Source organism: Ruegeria sp. CL6 (genome assembly GCF_056536465.1).
Map to the genome: position 1 here is coordinate 453,074 of NZ_JBQFPR010000002.1, position 20,846 is coordinate 473,919.

The 20,846-nt window shown below is 53.5% G+C and carries 14 protein-coding genes; 9 read left to right on the forward strand and 5 right to left on the reverse strand.

The annotated features are described in order from the left end of the window. The first annotated feature begins 215 nt into the window (after positions 1 to 215). On the forward strand, positions 216 to 2,072 hold the full coding sequence (locus tag ACR0LH_RS07165) for an SLC13 family permease (protein WP_480720696.1): 1,857 nt from the start codon (positions 216 to 218) through the stop codon (positions 2,070 to 2,072). A gap of 258 nt (positions 2,073 to 2,330) precedes the next feature. Here the strand turns inward: ACR0LH_RS07165 and ACR0LH_RS07170 are convergent, their stop codons facing one another. Then, entirely contained in the window at positions 2,331 to 3,416 is a 1,086-nt protein-coding gene (locus ACR0LH_RS07170; protein WP_480720294.1) for a DUF2652 domain-containing protein, read from the reverse strand. 386 nt (positions 3,417 to 3,802) lie between these two features. Here ACR0LH_RS07170 and ACR0LH_RS07175 point away from each other — a divergent pair, with 386 nt between their 5' ends. From ACR0LH_RS07175 to ACR0LH_RS07185, 3 genes are all read left to right on the forward strand, one after another. Further along, positions 3,803 to 4,585 carry a lysophospholipid acyltransferase family protein gene (locus tag ACR0LH_RS07175; RefSeq protein ID WP_480720295.1) on the forward strand — a complete coding sequence of 261 codons (783 nt, stop codon included), beginning with the start codon at positions 3,803 to 3,805 and terminating at the stop codon, positions 4,583 to 4,585. A 419-nt stretch (positions 4,586 to 5,004) separates the two neighbouring features. Continuing rightward, positions 5,005 to 5,148: a hypothetical protein gene (locus ACR0LH_RS07180; protein WP_480720296.1), complete on the forward strand. Its 144-nt coding sequence runs from the start codon at positions 5,005 to 5,007 to the stop codon at positions 5,146 to 5,148. 299 nt (positions 5,149 to 5,447) lie between these two features. After that, a complete protein-coding gene (locus ACR0LH_RS07185; protein WP_480720298.1) occupies positions 5,448 to 7,433 on the forward strand; it encodes a DEAD/DEAH box helicase in 1,986 nt (661 codons plus the stop codon). A gap of 401 nt (positions 7,434 to 7,834) precedes the next feature. Here the strand turns inward: ACR0LH_RS07185 and ACR0LH_RS07190 are convergent, their stop codons facing one another. The 3 genes from ACR0LH_RS07190 to ACR0LH_RS07200 form a co-directional block, all read right to left on the reverse strand. Continuing rightward, positions 7,835 to 11,155: an AAA family ATPase gene (locus ACR0LH_RS07190; RefSeq protein ID WP_480720299.1), complete on the reverse strand. Its 3,321-nt coding sequence runs from the start codon at positions 11,153 to 11,155 to the stop codon at positions 7,835 to 7,837. Positions 11,156 to 11,529: 374 nt separating this feature from the next. Beyond that, positions 11,530 to 12,984: a metal-dependent hydrolase family protein gene (locus ACR0LH_RS07195; protein WP_480720301.1), complete on the reverse strand. Its 1,455-nt coding sequence runs from the start codon at positions 12,982 to 12,984 to the stop codon at positions 11,530 to 11,532. Positions 12,985 to 13,294: 310 nt separating this feature from the next. Beyond that, the gene (locus ACR0LH_RS07200) at positions 13,295 to 14,203 is read right to left on the reverse strand and encodes a LysR substrate-binding domain-containing protein (protein ID WP_480720302.1); all 909 of its coding nucleotides are present in this window, start codon (positions 14,201 to 14,203) and stop codon (positions 13,295 to 13,297) included. A gap of 179 nt (positions 14,204 to 14,382) precedes the next feature. On the opposite strand from ACR0LH_RS07200, the gene ugpB reads away from it, so the two are divergent. The 5 genes from ugpB to ACR0LH_RS07225 all read left to right on the forward strand — a co-directional run bounded on the left by ugpB (position 14,383) and on the right by ACR0LH_RS07225 (position 19,499). Further along, positions 14,383 to 15,693 carry a sn-glycerol-3-phosphate ABC transporter substrate-binding protein UgpB gene (gene ugpB / locus ACR0LH_RS07205; protein ID WP_170410769.1) on the forward strand — a complete coding sequence of 437 codons (1,311 nt, stop codon included), beginning with the start codon at positions 14,383 to 14,385 and terminating at the stop codon, positions 15,691 to 15,693. Positions 15,694 to 15,754: 61 nt separating this feature from the next. Continuing rightward, on the forward strand, positions 15,755 to 16,636 hold the full coding sequence (gene ugpA / locus ACR0LH_RS07210) for a sn-glycerol-3-phosphate ABC transporter permease UgpA (protein ID WP_155150415.1): 882 nt from the start codon (positions 15,755 to 15,757) through the stop codon (positions 16,634 to 16,636). A 20-nt stretch (positions 16,637 to 16,656) separates the two neighbouring features. Continuing rightward, positions 16,657 to 17,493, forward strand: coding sequence for a sn-glycerol-3-phosphate ABC transporter permease UgpE (gene ugpE, locus ACR0LH_RS07215; protein WP_170777941.1), 837 nt, complete (start codon positions 16,657 to 16,659; stop codon positions 17,491 to 17,493). A gap of 3 nt (positions 17,494 to 17,496) precedes the next feature. Further along, positions 17,497 to 18,552, forward strand: a complete 1,056-nt coding sequence (ugpC, locus tag ACR0LH_RS07220) for a sn-glycerol-3-phosphate ABC transporter ATP-binding protein UgpC (RefSeq protein WP_170777664.1) — start codon at positions 17,497 to 17,499, stop codon at positions 18,550 to 18,552. Next, positions 18,552 to 19,499, forward strand: coding sequence for a glycerophosphodiester phosphodiesterase family protein (locus ACR0LH_RS07225; protein ID WP_480720303.1), 948 nt, complete (start codon positions 18,552 to 18,554; stop codon positions 19,497 to 19,499). Before ugpC ends, ACR0LH_RS07225 begins: the two co-directional genes overlap by 1 nt. Before the next feature lie 614 nt (positions 19,500 to 20,113). Here the strand turns inward: ACR0LH_RS07225 and ACR0LH_RS07230 are convergent. Continuing rightward, a complete protein-coding gene (locus ACR0LH_RS07230; protein WP_170777662.1) occupies positions 20,114 to 20,821 on the reverse strand; it encodes an IS6 family transposase in 708 nt (235 codons plus the stop codon). Between the last annotated feature and the right edge of the window lie 25 nt (positions 20,822 to 20,846).

Here is a 20,846-nt window from a genome sequence, read left to right on the forward strand (position 1 = left end):
CATCAAGTGGCGTGCAACACAGGCGACGGAGGAACGTGTTTCCCGGCAATCACTATGTAGCGACATTCTGTTGTCACGTCTTAGAATTTTATTTCACAGCCCCGCTGAAAATTGAAATATCATGACAGTGTGGGCGCGATAGTTTAGGTATTGCCTTTATACAAAATATCCAAGTCTCGGTGGGTTCCTTGGAACAAATTACCTTTACGTTTGAGATGGGAGTGGTTTGCGTTTTGCTGGCCTTCACCGTCTTTTTGTTCGTATCAGAAATTGTCAGAATTGACCTCTCCGCCATACTGGTTCTAGTCCTCGTCGGGCTACTCAGCTACGCACCGGGGCTTGAGAACCTGGCGGATGTTACGCATCTGTTTGATGGGTTTGCGTCGAACGCCGTGATTTCTATCATCGCGGTCATGATCGTCGGTGCCGGCTTGGACAAAACTGGTATCATGAACAAGGTTGCTGCGGTCATTCTAAAATATGGTGGCTCAGCCGAAAGTCGGGTACTGCCGATTGTTTCTGGAACGGTTGGGGTAATATCGTCATTCATGCAGAATGTCGGGGCTGCCGCGTTGTTTCTGCCGGTCGTCAGCCGCATTTCCTCGAGGTCCGGGATTCCGCTGTCGCGCCTGCTGATGCCCATGGGGTTTTGTGCCATTCTTGGCGGCACGATGACTATGGTCGGTTCGTCTCCGCTGATTTTGCTGAACGACCTGGTTCAGACTGCAAACGAGGGGCTGCCTGAAGGTCAGAAAATCCAACCCTTTGGCCTGTTCTCCGTAGCGCCAATCGGTGCGGCCTTGATCCTGACCGGGATCGGGTACTTTCTACTGTTTGGACGCTGGGTCCTGCCCGGCGATACAGGGTCTGACAACACCGGCACAGGGCAAGGTACGCAGGAATACCTGCAACGGGTTTACGGGTTGCAGGCGGATGTTTTTGAAGTGATCGTGCCAGAAAAAAGCCCGTTGGTCGGGCAGATACTGGCAGACATCAACCATGAAAATCATCTCTACATAATATCCACATTTTATCGCGGTAAGACTTCTATGGTTCAGGTTTTGACCGCCGAGATCGCCGCTCCGTGCAGGCTTGCGATCATAGGTAACCGCACGGTCGTCGAACAGTTTGCAGAGAAATTCGGTCTGACTGTTCTGCCTGAGCTGGATATCTTCGTAGAAGAGTTTGCACCAACCAATGCCGGAATAGCCGAAGTCGTTGTGACGCCCGACAGCAAGCTGATCGGGAAATGCCCCCGCGAGCTTTTGTTCCGAAAGACATATGGCATGTCATTGCTTGCAATTCATCGAGGAGAAGAAACGCTCAGCCACGTCGAGACTGATACGCACGAGTCCACTCAGATCGGGCTCGAAGAATTTCACGCTGGCGACATGCTTGTTGCGCACACAAGGTGGGACAACCTAATGCGGATCAAAAGGGATCCAGATTTTGTGGTCGTGACAACAGATTTTCCGCAAGATGAGCTGCGGCCTCAGAAGGTCGGTTGGGCTTTGGCCTTTTTCGCAATTTCGCTGTCGCTGATACTGTTCACCGACGTTCGCTTATCCCTTTGCCTTCTGACAGGTGCCGCTGGAATGATGCTCACGCGTGTCCTCAGTGTCGATGAGGCTTACAGGGCAGTCGGATGGAACACGGTTTTTCTGCTGGCATGCCTCATACCGCTGGGACAAGCGGTGCAAAATACCGGTACTGCGGCTTGGATTGCTCAGCAAATCATGATCATTTTGAATGGTTGGCCAATTTGGGCGCTTCAAGCGGGCGTCGCAATACTGGCCACCGCGTTTTCTCTGGTTATGTCAAATGTCGGGGCCACCGTCCTACTCGTACCCCTTGCCGTTTCAATTGCCGTAGCCGCCGGCGGAAACCCGGCCGCCTTTGCGCTAACAGTTGCAATCTCGACCTCGAACAGCTTCATCATTCCGACCCATCAGGTAAACGCACTGATTATGGGGCCGGCGGGTTACAAAGTTTTGGACTTCGTGCGCTCCGGCGGCATCATGACCATTCTGTTTTTGTTGGTTTCCTTGCTAATGCTCAATGTGATTTTCTGAACAGCCAGTGCGAAACAGACATCAATCTCTCGGCACTAAATCGAAAACTGCCCAGGCTGAATTGTTGGCTCCGAGCAGTCTTTCGGTAATGTCTGCTACGAAAAATCCTCGCTCACTCATGGCCGGTTATTGAAAGTTCTTACAGCAACCCGATCCCGATTTGCCGAACGGCTGATGACTCAACGCGAGGGGATTTCAAAGCGAACGGATGCCTCACAAAGGGGAGGCGCACTTATTATCGCCCAAGAGTCATTTTCGTTACTCATGTTTCTTTTGATGAAACTCCAACGCCATATCGTCCAAAATACCGAAAGCCACCGGGTAAAAATTCTCGAACAGATCGATTACCGCAGATTCCTCTGCAGAATGATGTTTGCCTTCAGCGTCAGTCAGCTGCCCCATCCGAAACACGACCTCTGTGCCTTCGTCTACAGGGACCAACTCATAAGTCTCTAGGTTTGTTAGGCCCTCAATGGACGAATTGTGAAGGATATCAGTCACATATTCGAACGGTTTCCAGTCAACGATCAGCATCTGGAAATGAGCTGCTTCATGAATGCAGTGCAGACGAACGCCAGCAGCCGTTCGCGAGGTATCACCTTCCCGATAAGCATCCTTCAACATCATCCAGCGCATCTTGAGCCGGGGATCTGTAAGCATTTCCCAGGCCACAACCGGCGGGGCCTTCAGTAAGTGCCGAGTTGTGAACACGGCATCCTCGTCAGTAACGCGGACGGGTCCGACGATCTCACGGTATCGTTGCCAAGCAGCAGCAAGGTCATAGACCCGCATGGGTACGTCACCAAAGTGCTCAAACTGAGCGCTGTACTGCATTAGTTCAGAGTTGATACCCATTGCCTGAAATGCATCTTCCGAGAACAGAGCATAGCTACGGATACCGGTATCCTCCTTCACATTGGTCTTCGCCATGCGATGCACAAGTATGACGTCAGCACCAGAGATATCTTTCATCGGTCCGATCGTCAGCTCTTCAAATTTTCCGTGATGCGCAAGGATCTTCAGATCAAGATCGGCTACGTTGCGACAAGCATTGCATGGGCAGGTCGTGTTTTGCACAATGTTCCGACGGCGTTCGGCGAAGGCCCGGTAAAGGTTTTCACATGTGTTGAGAAAGGTTTCACCTGAAGGGAACGGTCCACTTGAATAAGCGAGAACGGCGTCACCTTCTAGACCCCGCAACTTCATTGGGTCTTTCAGTTCACCAACAATCGCCTCAAGCAAAGAGCGGATGATTGGGTTGGCGTGTTCCAACTCTGACCGGGTTAGGTATCCTGTATAACCAGTAATATCGGCGATTAGCAGGTAACCTGTCTGTAAAGACATCCGAACATTCCCATTTGCGTTCCGTCCTTTCACTGTAGCTACCGCCACAACACCGAACAAGCGAGTCTGCCTCTGTCCGACAAATCAGATAGACACGCCTGAGGCCGCAAATCCTGCTGTTTATTATCGGACGCAGCTTAGTAAGTGACATCGGCGCGTATCTGCCGCGCCCCACTGACCTGCAAAGAGTGACCGCTTTAGGCTAAAACCAGCTATTGTTACCAGTCGCCAATGTCAGACTTTCTGTTGATGTGCCCTGGCCATTGCCGCATAGAGGCGGGATGCAGGGCGCTTGTCGGACCTTGCGTCCAAGGGGTAGGCAACAAATGCCTAACGGAGAAACCTCGTGAACCTCTCCCGGCAGTCAGCACAATCAACGGGAACCTATGTCACTCCAGCCTCCAAAGGAAACAGTCGCGCTTGCGGCCACAGACCCGGCCCCCCTGCGGGTCATAAAACGCGTCGCCCTGTTCCTGCTGGGTCCTGTCTATTTCCTGTACATCGCCTTTGTGCCCCTGCTTTACAGTAAACGGCGAGGTTTTCGCGGCTGGTACTGGCCGCTAGTCAAACGTGCTTGTTCGCGGCTTCTGTGGCTGCTGAGCATCCGAACAGAGATGACACAAGCCGACAGGGCCGCGCTGGCCGCCGACACCAACAGCATCATCGTGATCAACCACCGCAGCCATCTGGATGGTTTTGCTCTGATGGACGTGGTGCCCGACGCCAAGTGGATCACCTTCGCCGCCAAAAAGGAACTTTGCGACGCGGTTCTCCTGCGCCACGGGTTCAAAGGCGCTGGGCTGGTGGAGATTGACCGGAGAAGCGGTTCAGTGGCGCTCGAAACACTCACCGCTGCCGTCCGCGCCATGCCCGCACGCCGCTCTGTTGTGCTTTTCCCAGAGGGTACGCGCACAAGCTCCGAAAGCCTCGGCACGTTCAAGGCAGGAGCTGTAATAGTCGCGCGCGCCACCGGTCGTACAATACGGCCCATTGTAATTCACGCATCCGACGCACTTATGCCGCGCGACAAACACTTACCCAAAAGCGGAACGATCCGGGTCGAGGTATTGCCGTCATTCAAATGCGATCATTCCGCTTCGGTGGACGAAGACGTGGATCGCCTGCGAAGCGCCATGATGGCCGCCTTCGACGCCGGGTTGTGTAAGTAGGTATGTGGTCCTTCGTTGGTCCCGCGTTTCCAACAGCAAGACGAAGGTCCGCTCTGGGGTCAAAGCAGTCTAGCGGTGCGTTAGGCATCAATGACCGCTGTGCGGACAAAGTTGCCATTCGGCAAATTCCGCTGAAAGTCCGCTTTCAAAAAAGCACCAAAGCCAAGGCGTTCGTTAGGGCAGCGAATTTCATGCGTCGTTACGGGAATACTTGCTACTCTTTTCTGCCAAGAAATCAATCATTGCACGGGTCTTCGCCGGCAAATTTGAGCGGCTTGCATAGATGACATTCACTCCAGCGGGTGGCGAGCCGTACTCTTCCAGGTTCAGAACTAGAAAGCCCCTCGAAAGCTCCTTTTAGCGCGCAAGTTCTTTGCTGACATGACTAGGCGTGTGCCCAAGCACGCGTGCGGCGGCGCTTGAACGGCATCGCCATCACCGGGCGCCGCGACTTCCGTGGCACCAAAACCATTTTCATTCGCGACCCCGACCGCAACGTGTTGGAACTTGTCGGACCAGGTCCGTCCGTCGCGGAACTCATTGCCGAGCACGTGCACGGCTAACGCCCCACCTCGAAAGGAAACACTACCCGTGAAACCTTTGTTCAAAGGCGTGCTGACGGCACAAGTACGGTTTCGATTTTGGTTTAATCAAAGCTCTCACAACGGCTATAGGTTGAGCGGGTGAAAAAGTTCATTTCCTGTGATTGACACATTCTCTTTCAAACGCAGTTTACAGGCTATACATCCGCACCAAATACCATTATCGCCAGGTCTTTCCCGGCATTTGGTGACCCATGCAAGATTTCTCTGACCTTCCGCAAACCTTATCCATAGCACTTTCCCAAAAAGGCTACAGCGACTTGACGCCTGTACAAAAGGCTGTGTCAGATGAGGCGCTGGCGGGAAAGGATTTGCTTGTTTCTGCGCAAACCGGGTCTGGCAAAACCGTAGGCTTCGGGCTGGCAATGGCGAAAGAGCTTCTCGACAAGCACGGTCGGTTCGACCGACCGGCGGTGCCGTTGGCTATGGTCATCGCACCCACGCGCGAGCTGGCCTTGCAAGTCCGGCGAGAGTTCGACTGGCTGTTTGCTGAGGCCGGGATCGTCACTGCGTCAGCCGTCGGTGGCACGGATGCCCGCACAGAGCGCCGGACGATCGAGCGCGGCGCGCATGTCGTGATCGGCACACCCGGACGGCTGCGCGATCATATCTCACGTGGCGTCATCGACCTGAGCGATTTGCGAACTGTCGTTCTCGACGAAGCCGACGAAATGTTGGACATGGGGTTCGCCGAAGACCTTCAATTTATCCTTGATCAAACGCCTGAAAGCCGCCGCACCTTGATGTTCTCGGCCACCGTTCCGCGAGGCATCGCCAAGCTTGCGCAGACTTACCAGAAGGAAGACGCGCAGCGGATCAAGGTCGGAAACGCAGAAGCACAGCATTCGGACATTACATACAGTGCCTTGAACGTGGCCCCGTCAGATATCGAAAAAGCGATCATCAATTTGCTATGCTATCACGACGCACAGACGACGATTGTGTTCGCGAATACCCGATCCATGGTTGCGCGTCTGACCGCAAAATTCTCCAATCGGGGGTTTTCTGTTGTCTCCCTGTCGGGGGAACTCAGCCAGGCAGAGCGCTCCAACGCGATGCAGGCTTTGCGTGACAGGCGTGCGCAGGTCTGCGTGGCGACGGACGTGGCCGCCCGTGGTATTGATCTTCCGGGGTTGGAGTTGGTGATCCATGCAGATCTCCCGTCGAATGCCGAAACTTTGCTGCATCGCTCTGGACGCACGGGCCGCGCCGGGCGCAAGGGGATGTCTATCTTGATTGTACCGGGACGGCAGCGCTCAAAGGCGCAACGATTGCTGAAAACGGCCAAGTTGGAGGCCGAATGGGGTGTCCCTCCCTCAGCGGATGAGGTGCTCGCTCGGGAAGAGGAGCGCATCATTTCCAACCCTGCCTTGGATGAGGTGCCAAGCGTCGAGGAAACGGCTTTTGCAGAACGGCTGCTAAGCGGAAGGACACCAGAACAGGTCGCCGCAGCCTATTTGCGCCTCTACCGAGAGCGCCACTCAGCACCGGAGATTCTGGGAGCGGTGTCAGAGACTAAAAAAAGCAAATCTGATACGCGTGCGGCGTTTGGGCCAAGCACTTGGTTCTCACTTTCCCTGGGGCGTAAACAGCGTGCAGAGCCGCGTTGGTTGTTGCCAATGCTGTGCCGCAATGCGGGTCTATCCAAAAACGCCATCGGCGCAATCCGCGTTCAATACCAAGAGACGTTTGTCGAGATTGCCAATGATGCAGTGCCCGCAATGAAACAAGAATTGGGGGCCGGACTCACCATAGAACAAGGCGCGACCCTGACCGAGCTGGCGGGCACACCAGATTTCGATGCCTCTCCTAAGGGGCCGCCTGCGGCACCACGTTCATCGGACGACGCTGCCAAGAACAAAAAGCCGCGGTCCGGCAAACCGTCAAAAGCTGCGCGCAGTTCCAAACCTTCAGAGCAAGATGCCCAAGTCGCGCCCAAACACCCAAAGGGCAGAGGGAAGTCCGCCGCAAGCACATCGCATAAGCCCGCGAGCAAGGACAAACCAAAGCAGGCCAATGCTTCGCACGCGCAGCGGACCAGCGAGCGCGGAACGGCAAATCCACAACCCGCCACGAAGGATAAGAAACGGCAAAAACGAGACAAGAACGCCTCGGACGCCTCCAAATCTCTGAGAGAACGAAAGACGCCTCACAAGACCAAGAAAAAAGACACCGCGCGTTCAAAAAACAGAAACGGCAAGGGCGGAGAAGCAAGACCGTTCCGCAAGCCTTCAAAGAGAAGCTGAGCGTTCAGATAACTATCGGTAGGCTGATGGAAAAATACCGAATGTGTCATTTCGCATGGGCAAACCACAATAGTATGCCCATGCGACACGTCCACTTCTTTTCGCAGCTATTAAAGGCTAAAATTTGAATCCAATGCGCCCCCGTTCGCCATACTCTGCGTGAACGACTGCTATGCGGACAAACCTGTCATTCGCTGCTCTGGGCATGAATGTCCACTTTTCGGGCAGCGCAGAAATTGAGCGGAATTGAGTACTGTACGCTAGAGAGCGACCTATGAAGAAACGCGGGTCGGATATTCCCGGATACAATTTCTGTCGAACGCTCAAACAGACGAACACCAAGTTAAGTTCCGAGTATGGGTTCCAGTCTACCCAACTGCGCCGCTCTGAATTTTTGAGAGTTAGTCTAAAGTTGTCTGATCAAGTAGATTTTGGGCGTTGCTCACATCGGCTGTTAGCTCTCCTCCTATGATAGTATCTAAGACAGCACTTAAGCCAAAGTTGGGAGCGGGGGTCTGTCTAAATTTTTGGCAGCTCTTAATATAGTCTACAACAATCCGAAGTTCGTACATCTTTGCTTGCTGTCGTTTTGCCGTGTTCAAAGCCTCACAAAACTCTACTTCGGCGAACCGACTTTCAGAAATTGCGAGAGCATAAACCCGGTCGGTCTCAGCTTGCGCCCACCCTTCGTTTGTGAGGCTTTGATATCTTCGTGCCTCGGCCAAGCACTGTAAGGCGGCTTCCCGGTCACCCGTTTTCAACGTGAGTTCCGCAATCAGCGTCAAAAAGAAAGGCTTATAATTCCCAGCTCCGCTGGCCCACCACGCTTCCGATGCCTCTCGTAATGCGTGGATGTTTTCCGGCTCAGGGGAAAGGTAGGCATCCACCCAGCTTCGCCAGAGCTTTGCTGTCAGCGACATGAAGGTGAACGAGTGTTTTGAGGACAGCTCCTCCAACTGATTTGCGACTTCAACAACTTGTCCAGGTTCGCGGCGCAGAAGATAGAGCATACACAGATAGGTTAGCGACTGCGCTATGCTATGTGCATGCTCCAACTTTTGCGCCGCAGCAACCGCTCGTTTCTGGACTTCAAGTGCTTTGTCTGGCTCACCGCGCATCCATACAGCCATACTTAGAAAGCAGGACGTGATCGCTGCGTGGTCCGAACCGTATATGTAGGCCAGGTGCCCGTCGCGCTTCGGACTGTAAAGCTCTAGCGCTTTACTCAAATGCTCGTATGCAGGGTTTAGTTCTCCAATATGAAACAGCACTGCACCCATGGCTCGATGCCCTACCATCTGATGGTGTGTTTCACCCGTTGTATCTGCCAAATTCAGCAACTGCGCTGCAACGCTTCTTGCCAAATCATACTCAGCCCGCACCAAGTGAAAGGAGTACAAGCCATTCAAAACAGGGAACAGATGTTCTTTTTCATCCACCCGTTCACACAAGTCGCGTATTCTTGCGTAAACGGTCCCTGTTTCATCGGCGGCTATTCCTGCAGTCGATCGTAGAACACCTGCTCTGAGAACCTGAACCTCAATTTCTTTCCGATCCCGCTCAACACCATGAGACAGTTGGCTCAACTGCTCGATCGCCAAGGACAGCTGTGTGTTCGCCTCGATATTGGCAGAACGTTGGACCGCGCGTTGACCGGCGAGATAACGATAGTCGATTGCTTCCTTGCTCATACCCGCCATCGTGTAGTGGTGCGCAAGTATTTCCGGACTGGCATCGCCAATATGGGTTGATTTACCACGTAAGGCTTGCGCAACACGTGCGTGCAAAACCCTGCGCTCGCTCTTCAAGAGGCTGTTGTAAGCTGTGTCGCGAATTAGGGCGTGGCGATAGCTGAAAGTTTCCAGATTTTCTTCTTCAGAAACTGTAACGATGCCTGCGTCGACCAAAAGTTCCAATCCTGCGCGTAACGGCTTGTCGCTGATACGAGCCACTTTGGCGATCAACGGAAAAGAAAACTGAGGTCCGATAACCGCCCCAATCTGGGCGACCTCCTTGACGGAACTCAGTCGGTCAAGCCGCGCCATAAGCGCATCGTGCAACGTGCTTGGAACCGAGCTGGCCGGAGACGCCCCACCCTTCGAGTATGCGTCCCTTCCTTTTGTCAAAACCCCTGATTCCAGTAGATCTTTTGTCACTTCTTCGACGTATAGCGGGACGCCATCGGATCTTGCAGCGACGACGTTGTACATTTCGTCAGAAATCGAATGACCTTTTGCAACTTCGTCCACAATGTTTTTGATCTGGTGAAAGTCCAGTTGCTTCAAGACCACTTTGCAAAGGTTGGATTGCAGTGCCCAACCAGCGTCGAATTCAGGTCTGAACGTCATCACGACCAACACTGGAAGGTCACGAATCCGGTCCACAATTCGGTCAAGCAACAATTTGGTTGTCGGATCAATCCAATGCGCGTCTTCAAACAAAAGCAACACTGGCTTTTCCACAGCCTGAGAAGTCAGATTGCTAAGCAGCATTTCTAATGTCTGATCCATGAGTTGCTGTGGCGTCAGATTCAGCTCACCCAGTTGGTCTTCAAATGGAACCGAAAGAAGAGACGCGGCCAGCTTTAGCGTATGGTCTGACTGATCACTAAGAACAGAGGATATCTTTCTGAGTTTTACTTCGTTTTTGTCGTCTGAACGAAGGCCCGCAGCATTCTCAATTTGACGAATGGCCGGATAAAACGCACTCGCGTAATGGTACGGAGAACACTGATATCGTGTTTGAGTGCGCGACATCCTCGGAATGCTCTGCCTTAATTCTTCGACTAATCTAGACTTGCCAATTCCTGGTTCGCCGGACACCAGTACAACTTGCCCTTGACCGCCACTTGCCAACTTCCACTTTTCATTGAGGGTTTCAAATTCTGCAGCGCGTCCGATCAAAGGGTTCAGCACCTCGTCATGCACTGCCATGAAGCGGCTGACCGTAACCCGTGCTCGTGTCACCTGCCACGCCTCGACCTCTCTGGCAAAACCCTTGAGCTTGAATGCGCCACGCAGAACGTATTCAAAAGCATCACCCGCCAAATGATGAGTATTAGGTGCGACGATCAATGTCCCGGGCTCAGCCATTGCTTGCAGACGTGCGGCCAGGTTCGGCGTCTCCCCCATCGCCGTTCCGTCCTCGAACATTTTTTCACCACGTAAGTCACCGACAACAACCAACCCAGTTGCGATCCCAATTCGGACATTCAGTTTCGCATGAGTGCGGATGGCTGGAATTTCCTCGATAATACGAAGACCTGCGCGGATGGCTCGCTCTGGGTCATCTTCGTGCGCATGAGGAAACCCGAAAAAGACCATTATCCCATCGCCATAGTAACTTGCGATGTGGCCATCAAAAGCGGCAACCGACGCGGCGCAGGTTTCTTTGAACAGTCGGAGTACTTCCGCCAAATCTTCCGGATCGACGCGCTGGGATATTTCCGTTGATCCAACCAAATCGATGAACATTACGGTAAGCTGCCGACGCTCAGCGACGATCGCGGGACCTAACGCAGTGTTGTGCGGGTAAGTTTCTCCCTTTGCTTCGGCTCGAACAGCTTTCATGAAACGGCGCCTCGGACCTAGGGGAAGCCCGATTGTAGTGAGATCTTTGTCCGTTAGCTCGGTCAGATCACCTAGTTCGATTTCGTGCTCTGCAAATGACCCGGCATACTTGGACAAGCCATGTTTCTCTAGCCAGCGCGAGATATCAGACATTAGATCCTTTCGCGTGCAGCGGCTGCAGAACTATCGCCTGCGATGCACCAGCATGCATCCCTTTCTCCAGTTGGTCGTTGCAGTTTACTGAGTCGCAATTTCAGCGCACTTGAACTCATTTTTCGCATTGAAGATCACCGTATCGAATTTGGTCAAGGACTTCGCCGCTCTGGATGGAACGGGTTCTTCGGCATCGGGTTGGTACAACGTGATGGTATCGTATCGTAAATATCAAGTGCGGTTCCGTTTCCAGTGGATAGCTGTGTGCCTGCTCTGGACTCGGTGCGGATGTCGGCCGAATGTCGCGAAGGACCACGATGCGAACAGGGCAGCCTTTTGCAATCGAAGGGATAGCAGGCAAGTCGGTTGGCGCTCTAGTCCAGTTCGTTCACATACACCGCCCCATTGAGCATGACGAAGTCAATCGTGTCGATTGGTTCCCATTCCTCTGGTGCGTCGAACCACTGATCAGTACCGCCAATTACGGTGATGTCCTCCAGCGGATTTCCATCCACCAGAATAAGATCAGCGTAGGCTCCGGCCTCGATCACACCGAGCTTGCCAGCCTGATATGGGTTCCTTGGGCCTGACATGGCGATCATTTCCCCGGCGGTCGAAGTCAACTGTTTCAACACTTCAAAATTGCTGTCGAATGTCTGTGTTCGCCACCAGATTTCATAGCGGCGCGCTCGTTCTGCATCGGCGAACTTGCCGACGTAGTCAGAGGCAAAGACGACTTTGACGCCGTTCTTGAGAAGGTTGCGCCCAAAATCAGCGTACTGTTTGCCGAGCTCTTCCACCAACGGGATTTTGTCTGCTGGCATAAGAGGGTTGCGTGCAAGGTCGGGCGAAATACCCCACATTTGTGGAACCATATACCCGCCTTCCTCCGCTATACGCTGCATGGTCTCTTCGGAAATAAAGAACCCGTGCTCAAAGGTTTTGACACCGCAATCCAGAAGTCGGTTAACGGCGCGGTCGGTGAAAGTATGTGCCGCGACATATGTTCCCCAATCCGCCGCCGCGCCGGTAATTGCGCAGATTTCATCTTCGGTAAATTGCGTCGCGTCGATTGGGTCAAAGCGCGATGAGCCCCCGCCGCCGCCCATGATCTTGATCTGTGTCGCACCATTACGCAGGTTCAAGCGCGTGGCCTTCAGCGCCTCTGGCACTCCGTCTACGACATTACCAATACCCATGCGTTCAAAATTCGACAGGTCGCCAGCATCGTTGATCGAAAACCCTGCGTCAGCTCGGTCACGGAAATCACCGTGGCCAGAAGTCTGCGAGATGAAAGCGCCAGATGGATACAAGCGCGGGCCGACCACCCGACCTAGATTGATTGCTCTGGCCAAGCCAAACGCAGGACCGCCCATGTCCCTTACGGTCGTGAACCCATCTCGGACAAACCGTTCAGAAACGATGACCGCGTTGTAGCTGATGTCAGTAATGTCGAGGTCACGCTCTACTGGTCCAAAGTCATCGTTGATCATGACATGAGCATGGCCATCTATCATACCCGGCATGAGGGTGCGGCCACCGCCATCGATGACAACAGCGTCCGGCGCATCGATGGTTCCCTCTGATATCTCGCTGATCAGGCTGCCTTCGACAAGCACGCTTCCTGCCTTCAAGCCATCGTTAACGCCATCGAAGATATTGACGTTTGCAATCAGCGTTTTTTCAGGCCGCTCTGCGTCGAAAATCATCGCCGGTAATTCACCGGGCGCGTATGCACTGGAAATGTCTGACTGCGCCGCGACCTCAAATGCCATGATTGAGACACTGGCTGAAAACACTGCTAGAAAGCCCGATTTAAAAACAATCATGGTAGTTTTCCTCCCGTCATAACAAAGCGTAACACTCGCCCGTAAAATCAAACAACAAATGATTGCTGCGTCAAACGCCCTGCCCGCGCGAGAGAGCAATCACTTGACGTACGCTTCAGAAGGCAAAATCTCGTGGATGGTCGGTGGGTTCTACTGATCGCTTTGGGTTTTCATCAGCCGTTCGCTGCCATTGGTCCGAACATCCGCTCTCCGGTGAAAGCAGACAACGACCGATTGCATTGTCCATGTGCGCCGTGCGGACAAAGCGAGCACTAGAGTGTCCCAGGGCTAGGAGCTAAATCATCCATGCTCAGGAGTTTACTGCCTTGAACGGGGCTAGGCTCTCTTGGAACTGCTCGATGAACTCAAGCGTCACTAGTGACGGTTGCTTCAAAATCGGACGCACAAGGGAAAGCGTATGTGACAAGAGCGGTTTGAACGGTCGGTAGCTCAATCCGTTGTCTGCATATTGTACGGCGTCCAACTCGCTGACCACGGAAATCCCGACACCTTTTACAGCCAATTCACAAGCCGCCGTGAACTGCCTAACTTCGATGTGGGAATTCAATTTGACGTTGGCGTTTTGAAACGCTTTTGAAAGCTGTCCAAAAAAATCGCTGTCGCGCCGTGTGTGAATAATCTTGGCGTTCACAAGATCCGTGGGTGTCACCTCGGAGAGTTTTTCCAATTCATGTCCAGTAGGAAACACGCAAACTGTACGGACATCGATGTCTCTGCTTTCGACGGCCGGATGCCCGTTAAAGTTATCTGTGATTCCGAAATCATATTGCTCACCGATCATCCACTCGAGAATGCGTTCCGGTCTGTCAGGTTCGATCGTCATGGTTACACCTGGCCGATCTTGTAAAAACGTGGCGATGACGTTGGGAAGGTGACTGGTGGCGAACCCGGGCAAACATGCGATGCGGATGTGTCCCGCCTTGCGTTGGGTTATGTCCTGACTGACATCCGAGATCTGCTTCATCAACTCCAAAACGCGCTCTACGCTGGGTTGCAGATAACGCACCTCCTGCGAAGGCACCAAACGACCTTCACGGCGATCAAAAAGTTGAAAGCCAAGCGATTTTTCCAGATCAGAAAGCAGTCGGCTGACCGCAGGCTGGCTTATCCCAAGATCCGTAGCTGCAGCGGTGACCGACCCATTTGTGGAAACTGCCATGAGCGCTTCCAATTGGCGGATCCTCAAAGTTTGACTCATGCTTTGAACCTGGTTCGTTGTTACTTAGTCAGTTTATAATGTAATGTTATGTTTTTCTCAAAAATTAAATGCTTGAATTATAAAATTGTAACGTTAACGTCGTGAAATCGTCATGTGTGCTGATTACGCGTTGCAGTCGGCATTCAACGAAGCATCAACACTGATGCATGGGAGGAATCATGAATAAGCATTTTCTCGGCGCTCTTGCCGTAACCACCGCGTTGTCCCCCGTGGCGGCGCTGGCCCAAACTGAGGTTCAGTTTTGGCACGCCTTCACCGGCCGACTGGGTGAGCTTGTTAAAGCGCAGGTTGAAGAGTTCAACGCCAGCCAGGATGAGTTCGTCGTGGTCGAAAGCCACAAAGGCAATTACTCGGAAACTCTGAACGCAGGTATTGCCGCTTTCCGCGCCGGTGAGCAGCCCCACATCCTGATGGTTTTTGAGGTAGGCACGGCAACGATGATGTCGGCCGAAGGTGCGATCAAACCCGTCTATGAAGTGATGGCTGAAAGCGGTGCGTCGTTCGATCCTGACGCGTATATTGGCGCTGTCAAAGGGTACTATACTACAACGGACGGAGAAATGCTTTCACTGCCTTTCAACTCGTCCACACCGGTTCTGTGGGTCAATCGTGATGCCTTCGAAGCGGCGGGTGTTGATCCGGACACAGATCTATCGACCTGGGAAAAGGTTGGCGACGTGCTTGAACAGCTGAAGGCTGGCGGTGAGGACTGCCCGCTGGTGACCGCATGGCAAAGCTGGATTCACCTCGAGAACCTTTCGGCCTATCACGACGTTCCGTTCGCATCGCAGGACAACGGTTTTGCCGGTCTGGATACCGAGCTGATGCTGAACGGTCCGGCGCAGGTCGCACACCTGACAGCCATGGGTGACTGGGCCAAGGATGGCAAGTTCATCTACACCGGGCGCAGAAACGAGGGTGGTGCAAATTTCCGGGCTGGTGAATGCGCGTTGTTCACCGAAAGCTCGGCTGGTTATGCCGGTATCAGCTCTGAAGCTGAGTTCGAGTTCGACGTGCGCCCGCTACCCTATTGGGAGGCCGTCACCAGCGAGCCGCAGAACACCATTATCGGCGGCGCATCGCTTTGGGTAATGGAAGGCCATGATCCCGAGGAATACAAAGGCGTTGGCGAGTTCCTGAGCTTCCTTTCGTCGTCGGACGTTCAGGCTGCTTGGCACCAGAATACCGGTTATCTTCCAATCACGTCCGAAGCTGGTGAAGCTACTCGTGCTGCAGGTTTCTATGACGAAAACCCCGGCACCGACATCGCGGTGATCCAGATGACTGCGAAGGAACCAACCGCAAACTCGAAAGGTCTGCGTCTGGGATCGTTCGACCAGATTCGCGGCATCATCGACGAAGAGCTTGAGGCCGTCTGGTCCGGCGAAAAGACCGCTCAGGAAGCGATGGACAGCGCAAAAGAACGCGGTGACGCGCTGCTGCGCCGGTTCGAATCCGCCAATCAATAAGTTTTAATTTGATGCGGGCCTGTTAAGGGCCCGCATTTTCTTTTTTCGGTGGAATATCAGGATGGAAAAACGCGTCACCTTCCGCGGCTGGCTTTTGCCATTGGCGCTGATTGCCCCTCAGGTCATCATTTCCGCCGTTTTCTTCTTTTACCCCGCAGGCCAGGCCGTTTGGCAATCTCTGTTCATCCCTGATCCCTTTGGGTTGTCGTCCCAATTCGTTGGGCTCGGCAATTTTGAGTTCCTGCTGAGCGACAAATTCTACCGTGCTTCTTTCGTGACAACGGCGGTGTTTTCAACGCTGGTAACGCTGTGTTCAATGATCCCGGCCTTGTTTCTGGCGGTAATCGCAGATCGTCTAATCAAGGGATCGGGTGTCTACCGGACATTGCTGATTTGGCCCTACGCCGTCGCCCCCGCCGTGGCCGGTGTACTGTGGCTGTTCATGTTCAACACGCGCGTTGGTGTCGTGTCTTGGTACCTCGGCCAGCTCGGTTATGACTGGAACCATGTCCTTAACGGAACCGAGGCCATGGGGCTGGTGGTTGTAGCATCGGCTTGGGGGCGCATCAGCTATAACTTCCTGTTCTTTTTCGCAGCCCTGCAATCGGTTCCGCGGTCGGTGATCGAGGCTGCCGCGATCGACGGCGCGCGCTTCTGGCGTCGGTTCTTCACAATCGTTCTACCGCTGTTGTCGCCGACAGCGTTCTTCCTGCTGGTGGTAAATGTCGTCTACGCCTTCTTTGAAACCTTTGGCGTTATCCACACCATCACAGGCGGAGGCCCACAACAGGCGACGACAATTCTGGTCTATAAAGTCTTCTCAGACGGGTTCGTCGGGCAGGATCTTGGTTCATCCTCGGCGCAGTCAGTCATTCTGCTGATCGTGGTAGGCTTGTTGACCGTCATCCAGTTCAAATATGTGGAAAAAAGGGTGCACTACTGATGGCGGCCCAACAACACGGAATGGTCGAAAAACGCGGGATGGGGATCTGGTTGACCCATGCGCTAATGATCCTTGGCGTTGTGATCATCTTCTTTCCGATCTGGCTGGCATTTGTGGCCTCGACCGTTAGCCAGCCGGAAATCGTGTCACCGCCCATGCCGTTGGTGCCGGGCGACCAGTTCTGGGAAAACTACAAAGCCGCGCTGTTTTCCGGCGTGAATGTCCCTGTCGCCACGATGTTGTTCAACAGCCTCGTGATGGCCATCGGTATTGCGGTGGGCAAGATCGTGATCTCACTATTGTCAGCCTTTGCGATTGTCTATTTCCGATTTCCCGGGCGCACGACGTTTTTTTGGCTGATCTTTCTGACGCTTATGCTCCCGGTCGAAGTCCGCATTGTTCCAACCTTTGAAGTTGTCGCCGGGTTCGGTATGCTCAACAGCTACTATGGGTTGATCTTCCCTCTTATCGCCTCGGCTACGGCGACGTTCCTGTTCCGGCAGTTCTTTCTGACAATCCCGGATGAACTGGCCGAAGCAGCTCGAGTCGACGGGGCCCGCCCGATGCGGTTCTTCATTGATATCGTTGTGCCCATGAGCAGGACCAATATCGCGGCGCTGTTCGTGATCCTGTTTATCTATGGCTGGAACCAATACCTTTGGCCGCTGCTCATCACCACCGACCCTGAAATGAACACCATCGTGATGGGCATTAAACAGATGTTCCCGTCCGGCGATGATGTGGCCGAATGGCCGGTCATCATGGCCACATCTATTCTGGCAATGATCCCTCCGGTCATCGTGGTGGTGTCGATGCAAAAGCTCTTTGTCCGCGGCCTTGTCGATAGCGAGAAGTAAGAAATGGCAACAGTAACACTAGAGAACGTCAAAAAGAGCTTTGGCCCGACGGACGTCATCCACGGCATCGATATCGATATTGCTGATGGTGAGTTCATCGTGATCGTTGGCCCCTCGGGCTGCGGCAAGTCCACGCTGTTGCGCATGGTTGCGGGACTCGAAACCGTGACTGATGGCGAAATCCGAATTGGAGAGGAACGAGCCAACGACAAAGAGCCGATGGATCGGGACATCGCGATGGTGTTCCAGAACTATGCTCTCTATCCACATATGTCTGTGCGCCAGAATATGGGGTACGGCCTTAAGATCGCCGGTCTGCCCAAGAACCAGATTGACCAGAAGGTGACTGAGGCCGCCAAGCTGTTGCAACTGGAACCCTTACTGGATCGCAAACCAAGACAACTTTCCGGCGGCCAACGTCAGAGGGTTGCAATGGGTCGGGCTATTGTCCGCGAACCAGCAGTATTTCTGTTTGATGAACCGCTGTCGAACCTAGACGCTAAATTGCGTGTTCAGATGCGTCTGGAAATTCGTGAGCTTCAGGAAAAGCTGGGCATCACCTCGCTTTACGTAACCCACGATCAGGTCGAAGCGATGACGATGGCAGACAGGATGATCGTCATGAACGGCGGTATCGCCGAACAGATCGGAACACCGCTAGAGGTTTACGAAACACCGAGAACTCTATTCGCGGCACAGTTCATTGGGAGCCCCGCGATGAATGTGTTTGATGCCCGGCGTGAAAACGGGACAGTCAAGATCGGTGAAATTGAAGTTGGCCCATCTGCGGGTCCCGATTGCGCGTTGAAGCTGGGCATCCGCCCAGAGCACCTGTTGTTGGATGACAGTGGTCCGCTAGAAGCGGCGATCCAAATGGCAGAACCGCTAGGGGCCAACACTCTGTTGCACGGTCAACTCGCGAGGGTCGGCGGTGCGATCACGATAAGCCTTCCGGGCGTCCATCCGATCGAGGGCCGGCATCCGAACATGCGGTTTTCGGTCGCCTCCGAGCACATGCATCTGTTTGACCAATCAACCGGGGAAAGGTTGGAAAGCTAATGGGGTTTCCGCAGGTCGAAGCATTTCGTGGTGGTAACAACCTGATCCGTGTTGTGGGACATCGAGGGGCAAGAGGCGTTTTGCCTGAAAACAGCATGATTGGCTTTGACTTCTCGCTGTCCATCGGCGTACCGCTTCTTGAATTTGATGTCGTTCTGACGGCTGATGACGTTCCGGTCATTACCCACAATCATCGTCTGCACGCATCTAGCTTTCGCGACACCAATGGCCTGTTTCTTTCCGGAGAAGAGCCGAAAGTCTCATCTCTGACTTTCGAGCAGATCCAGCAATTCGATATTGGACGGTTAGACGGGCATTCTGCCTATGGCCAACGCTTCCCGGATCAGGCGCAACTGGACGGCGTGCGTGTCCCAAGGCTGATAGACCTGCTCGATTTGGTAGCCGAACAAAAATACGGCGATGCCTATCTGATGGTCGAACTGAAGTCGGATCCTGACCTGGCTCACGATGCGCTTTATCGAGAGAATTTTGTTGGGCGCGTTCTTCAGGAGGTTCGCGTCAAAGGTCTATCTACGCGCGCGGTTTTGCACAGTTTTGACTGGAACCTACTAGAAGAATGCCAGCGACAGGCTCCGGATATGCCGTCTTCTTACCTTACGCAGCTTCCGGAAAATGAGGACGATGTGGGCGAGGATTCCTCAAAGGCGGTTTGCCCAAACTTTCGAGGTCGCCGCGACGAAATCCCACTTTTGGTCAAGCAAGCCGGTGGTTCGCTTTGGTGCCCATATTATGCGGATGTGACAGCAGAAAATGTGGCCCTCGCAAAAGAGCTGGGCTTATGTGTCGCCGTTTGGACGGTCAATGAGCACGAAGAAATAAGCAGGATGATCAACCTGCGCGTGGATGCAATCGTATCTGATTACCCTGGGCGGGTTCAAAGGCATCTGTCGGATTTAGGCATGGGGTGGCATCTCGACAGCCAGTGAGTTCTGCGTCGCTAAAGCAAAGCAAGTCTGACAAGACCGTCTCTCGTTAAATTAGGTGGGGTGGCGGTGCTGTCAGACGAATTCGAAACAGTCTCAGTTTGCTGCGGAAACCGCGGACCTATGCGCCGATGCCATGGATCAAGCCAATCAAGGTGGCCGCATGATCCAGTTCCGCTCGTGCCCGAAGCCTGCAGTAGGATCCTGATACCTCCGCAAATTAAGTTACCTCCGCAAATTAAGTTCAGAAAAGCCCCGTGATCATGTGGGGCTTTTCTCTTTTTTTGACATGCCTCGCTTACTCACGCCGTCGGCTTTGGTGTACTACCCTGCAACTTTCTGAACTCGGCTGAACGTCCGGTTGGCGGACAAAACTGTCACTCGCCTTTTGAGGGTGGATGACCACAGGCAGCCCAAAGCAGACATTCACAATTTGGCTTTGCAGTCTCCAGCTGCGGACCAAACAGCCATAGAGCACGTAGCTCGGATGCATGTTCATTCTGCATTAGTGCCTCACAAAACTCTTGAGTGAACCGCTAAAGGTACAGTGCTTGAAAGGATCTGGGTGCTGTCAGACAAATTCGAACCAGTCTCAGCTAGGCCAGTACAGCTGCCCTTTATGCCGCACCAAGTTCGCGCCACTCGGCGAGAGCGGCGGTGCGTGTTAGCTTGAAGGTATCTCTGCCGGTGAGAGATCTTTCCTGGTTGAAGTGGTTGTAGACGGAGGAATGGACGGCGGCGAACTTCTGCAAACTTCGCATGCGCCTGAAGCGTTGCATCGCGCGTTCTCTTCGTCGAAACGGCAGGTGCGAATTCTCGACGCGGTTGTTGAGCCACCTGCCCGTCTGCTGTTTTTCGGTAGCTCCGAGCTCTCTGAGAGCAGCCCGATACGACGCGAAGCGATCGGTGACTACTTCTTCAGCTTTACCGTGCCGCTTCATCAATTTCCTAAGGAATTTCAATGCCGCCTGCTTGTTTCGGCGTTTGGTGACGACGGCTTCCAGCACTTCGCCCTCATGATCTACAGCCCGCCATAGATAATGCTGCTTGCCATTCACCTTCACGAAAACCTCATCCACGTGCCACTTCCATTTAGAGAACGCACGCAGCTGCTGAACGCGCTTCCGTCTAATCTCAGCAGCAAATATCGGGCCAAACCTGTTCCACCAATATCGGACAGTTTCGTGGCTCACGTCGATACCTCGCTCGTGCAGCAGATCTTCGACATTCCGAAGGGAGAGAGGGAAACGGATGTACAGCATCACCGCCAAGCGGATGATCTCGGGGCTGGTCTTGAAATACTTAAAAGAGGCAGATCTGGTCATGGGCAAAAGCTACGCAACCGCCCTG

Bases quoted from the DNA above. Each gene is read 5' to 3' on its own strand.
- ugpC (WP_170777664.1), top strand. From the start codon at position 17,497: ATGGCAACAGTAACACTAGAGAACGTCAAAAAGAGCTTTGGCCCGACG.
- ACR0LH_RS07225 (WP_480720303.1), top strand. From the start codon at position 18,552: ATGGGGTTTCCGCAGGTCGAAGCATTTCGTGGTGGTAACAACCTGATC.
- ACR0LH_RS07190 (WP_480720299.1), bottom strand. From the start codon at position 11,155: ATGTCTGATATCTCGCGCTGGCTAGAGAAACATGGCTTGTCCAAGTAT.
- ugpB (WP_170410769.1), top strand. From the start codon at position 14,383: ATGAATAAGCATTTTCTCGGCGCTCTTGCCGTAACCACCGCGTTGTCC.
- ACR0LH_RS07170 (WP_480720294.1), bottom strand. From the start codon at position 3,416: ATGTCTTTACAGACAGGTTACCTGCTAATCGCCGATATTACTGGTTAT.
- ugpE (WP_170777941.1), top strand. From the start codon at position 16,657: ATGGTCGAAAAACGCGGGATGGGGATCTGGTTGACCCATGCGCTAATG.
- ugpA (WP_155150415.1), top strand. From the start codon at position 15,755: ATGGAAAAACGCGTCACCTTCCGCGGCTGGCTTTTGCCATTGGCGCTG.
- ACR0LH_RS07195 (WP_480720301.1), bottom strand. From the start codon at position 12,984: ATGATTGTTTTTAAATCGGGCTTTCTAGCAGTGTTTTCAGCCAGTGTC.
- ACR0LH_RS07230 (WP_170777662.1), bottom strand. From the start codon at position 20,821: ATGACCAGATCTGCCTCTTTTAAGTATTTCAAGACCAGCCCCGAGATC.
- ACR0LH_RS07200 (WP_480720302.1), bottom strand. From the start codon at position 14,203: ATGAGTCAAACTTTGAGGATCCGCCAATTGGAAGCGCTCATGGCAGTT.
- ACR0LH_RS07165 (WP_480720696.1), top strand. From the start codon at position 216: ATGGGAGTGGTTTGCGTTTTGCTGGCCTTCACCGTCTTTTTGTTCGTA.
- ACR0LH_RS07175 (WP_480720295.1), top strand. From the start codon at position 3,803: ATGTCACTCCAGCCTCCAAAGGAAACAGTCGCGCTTGCGGCCACAGAC.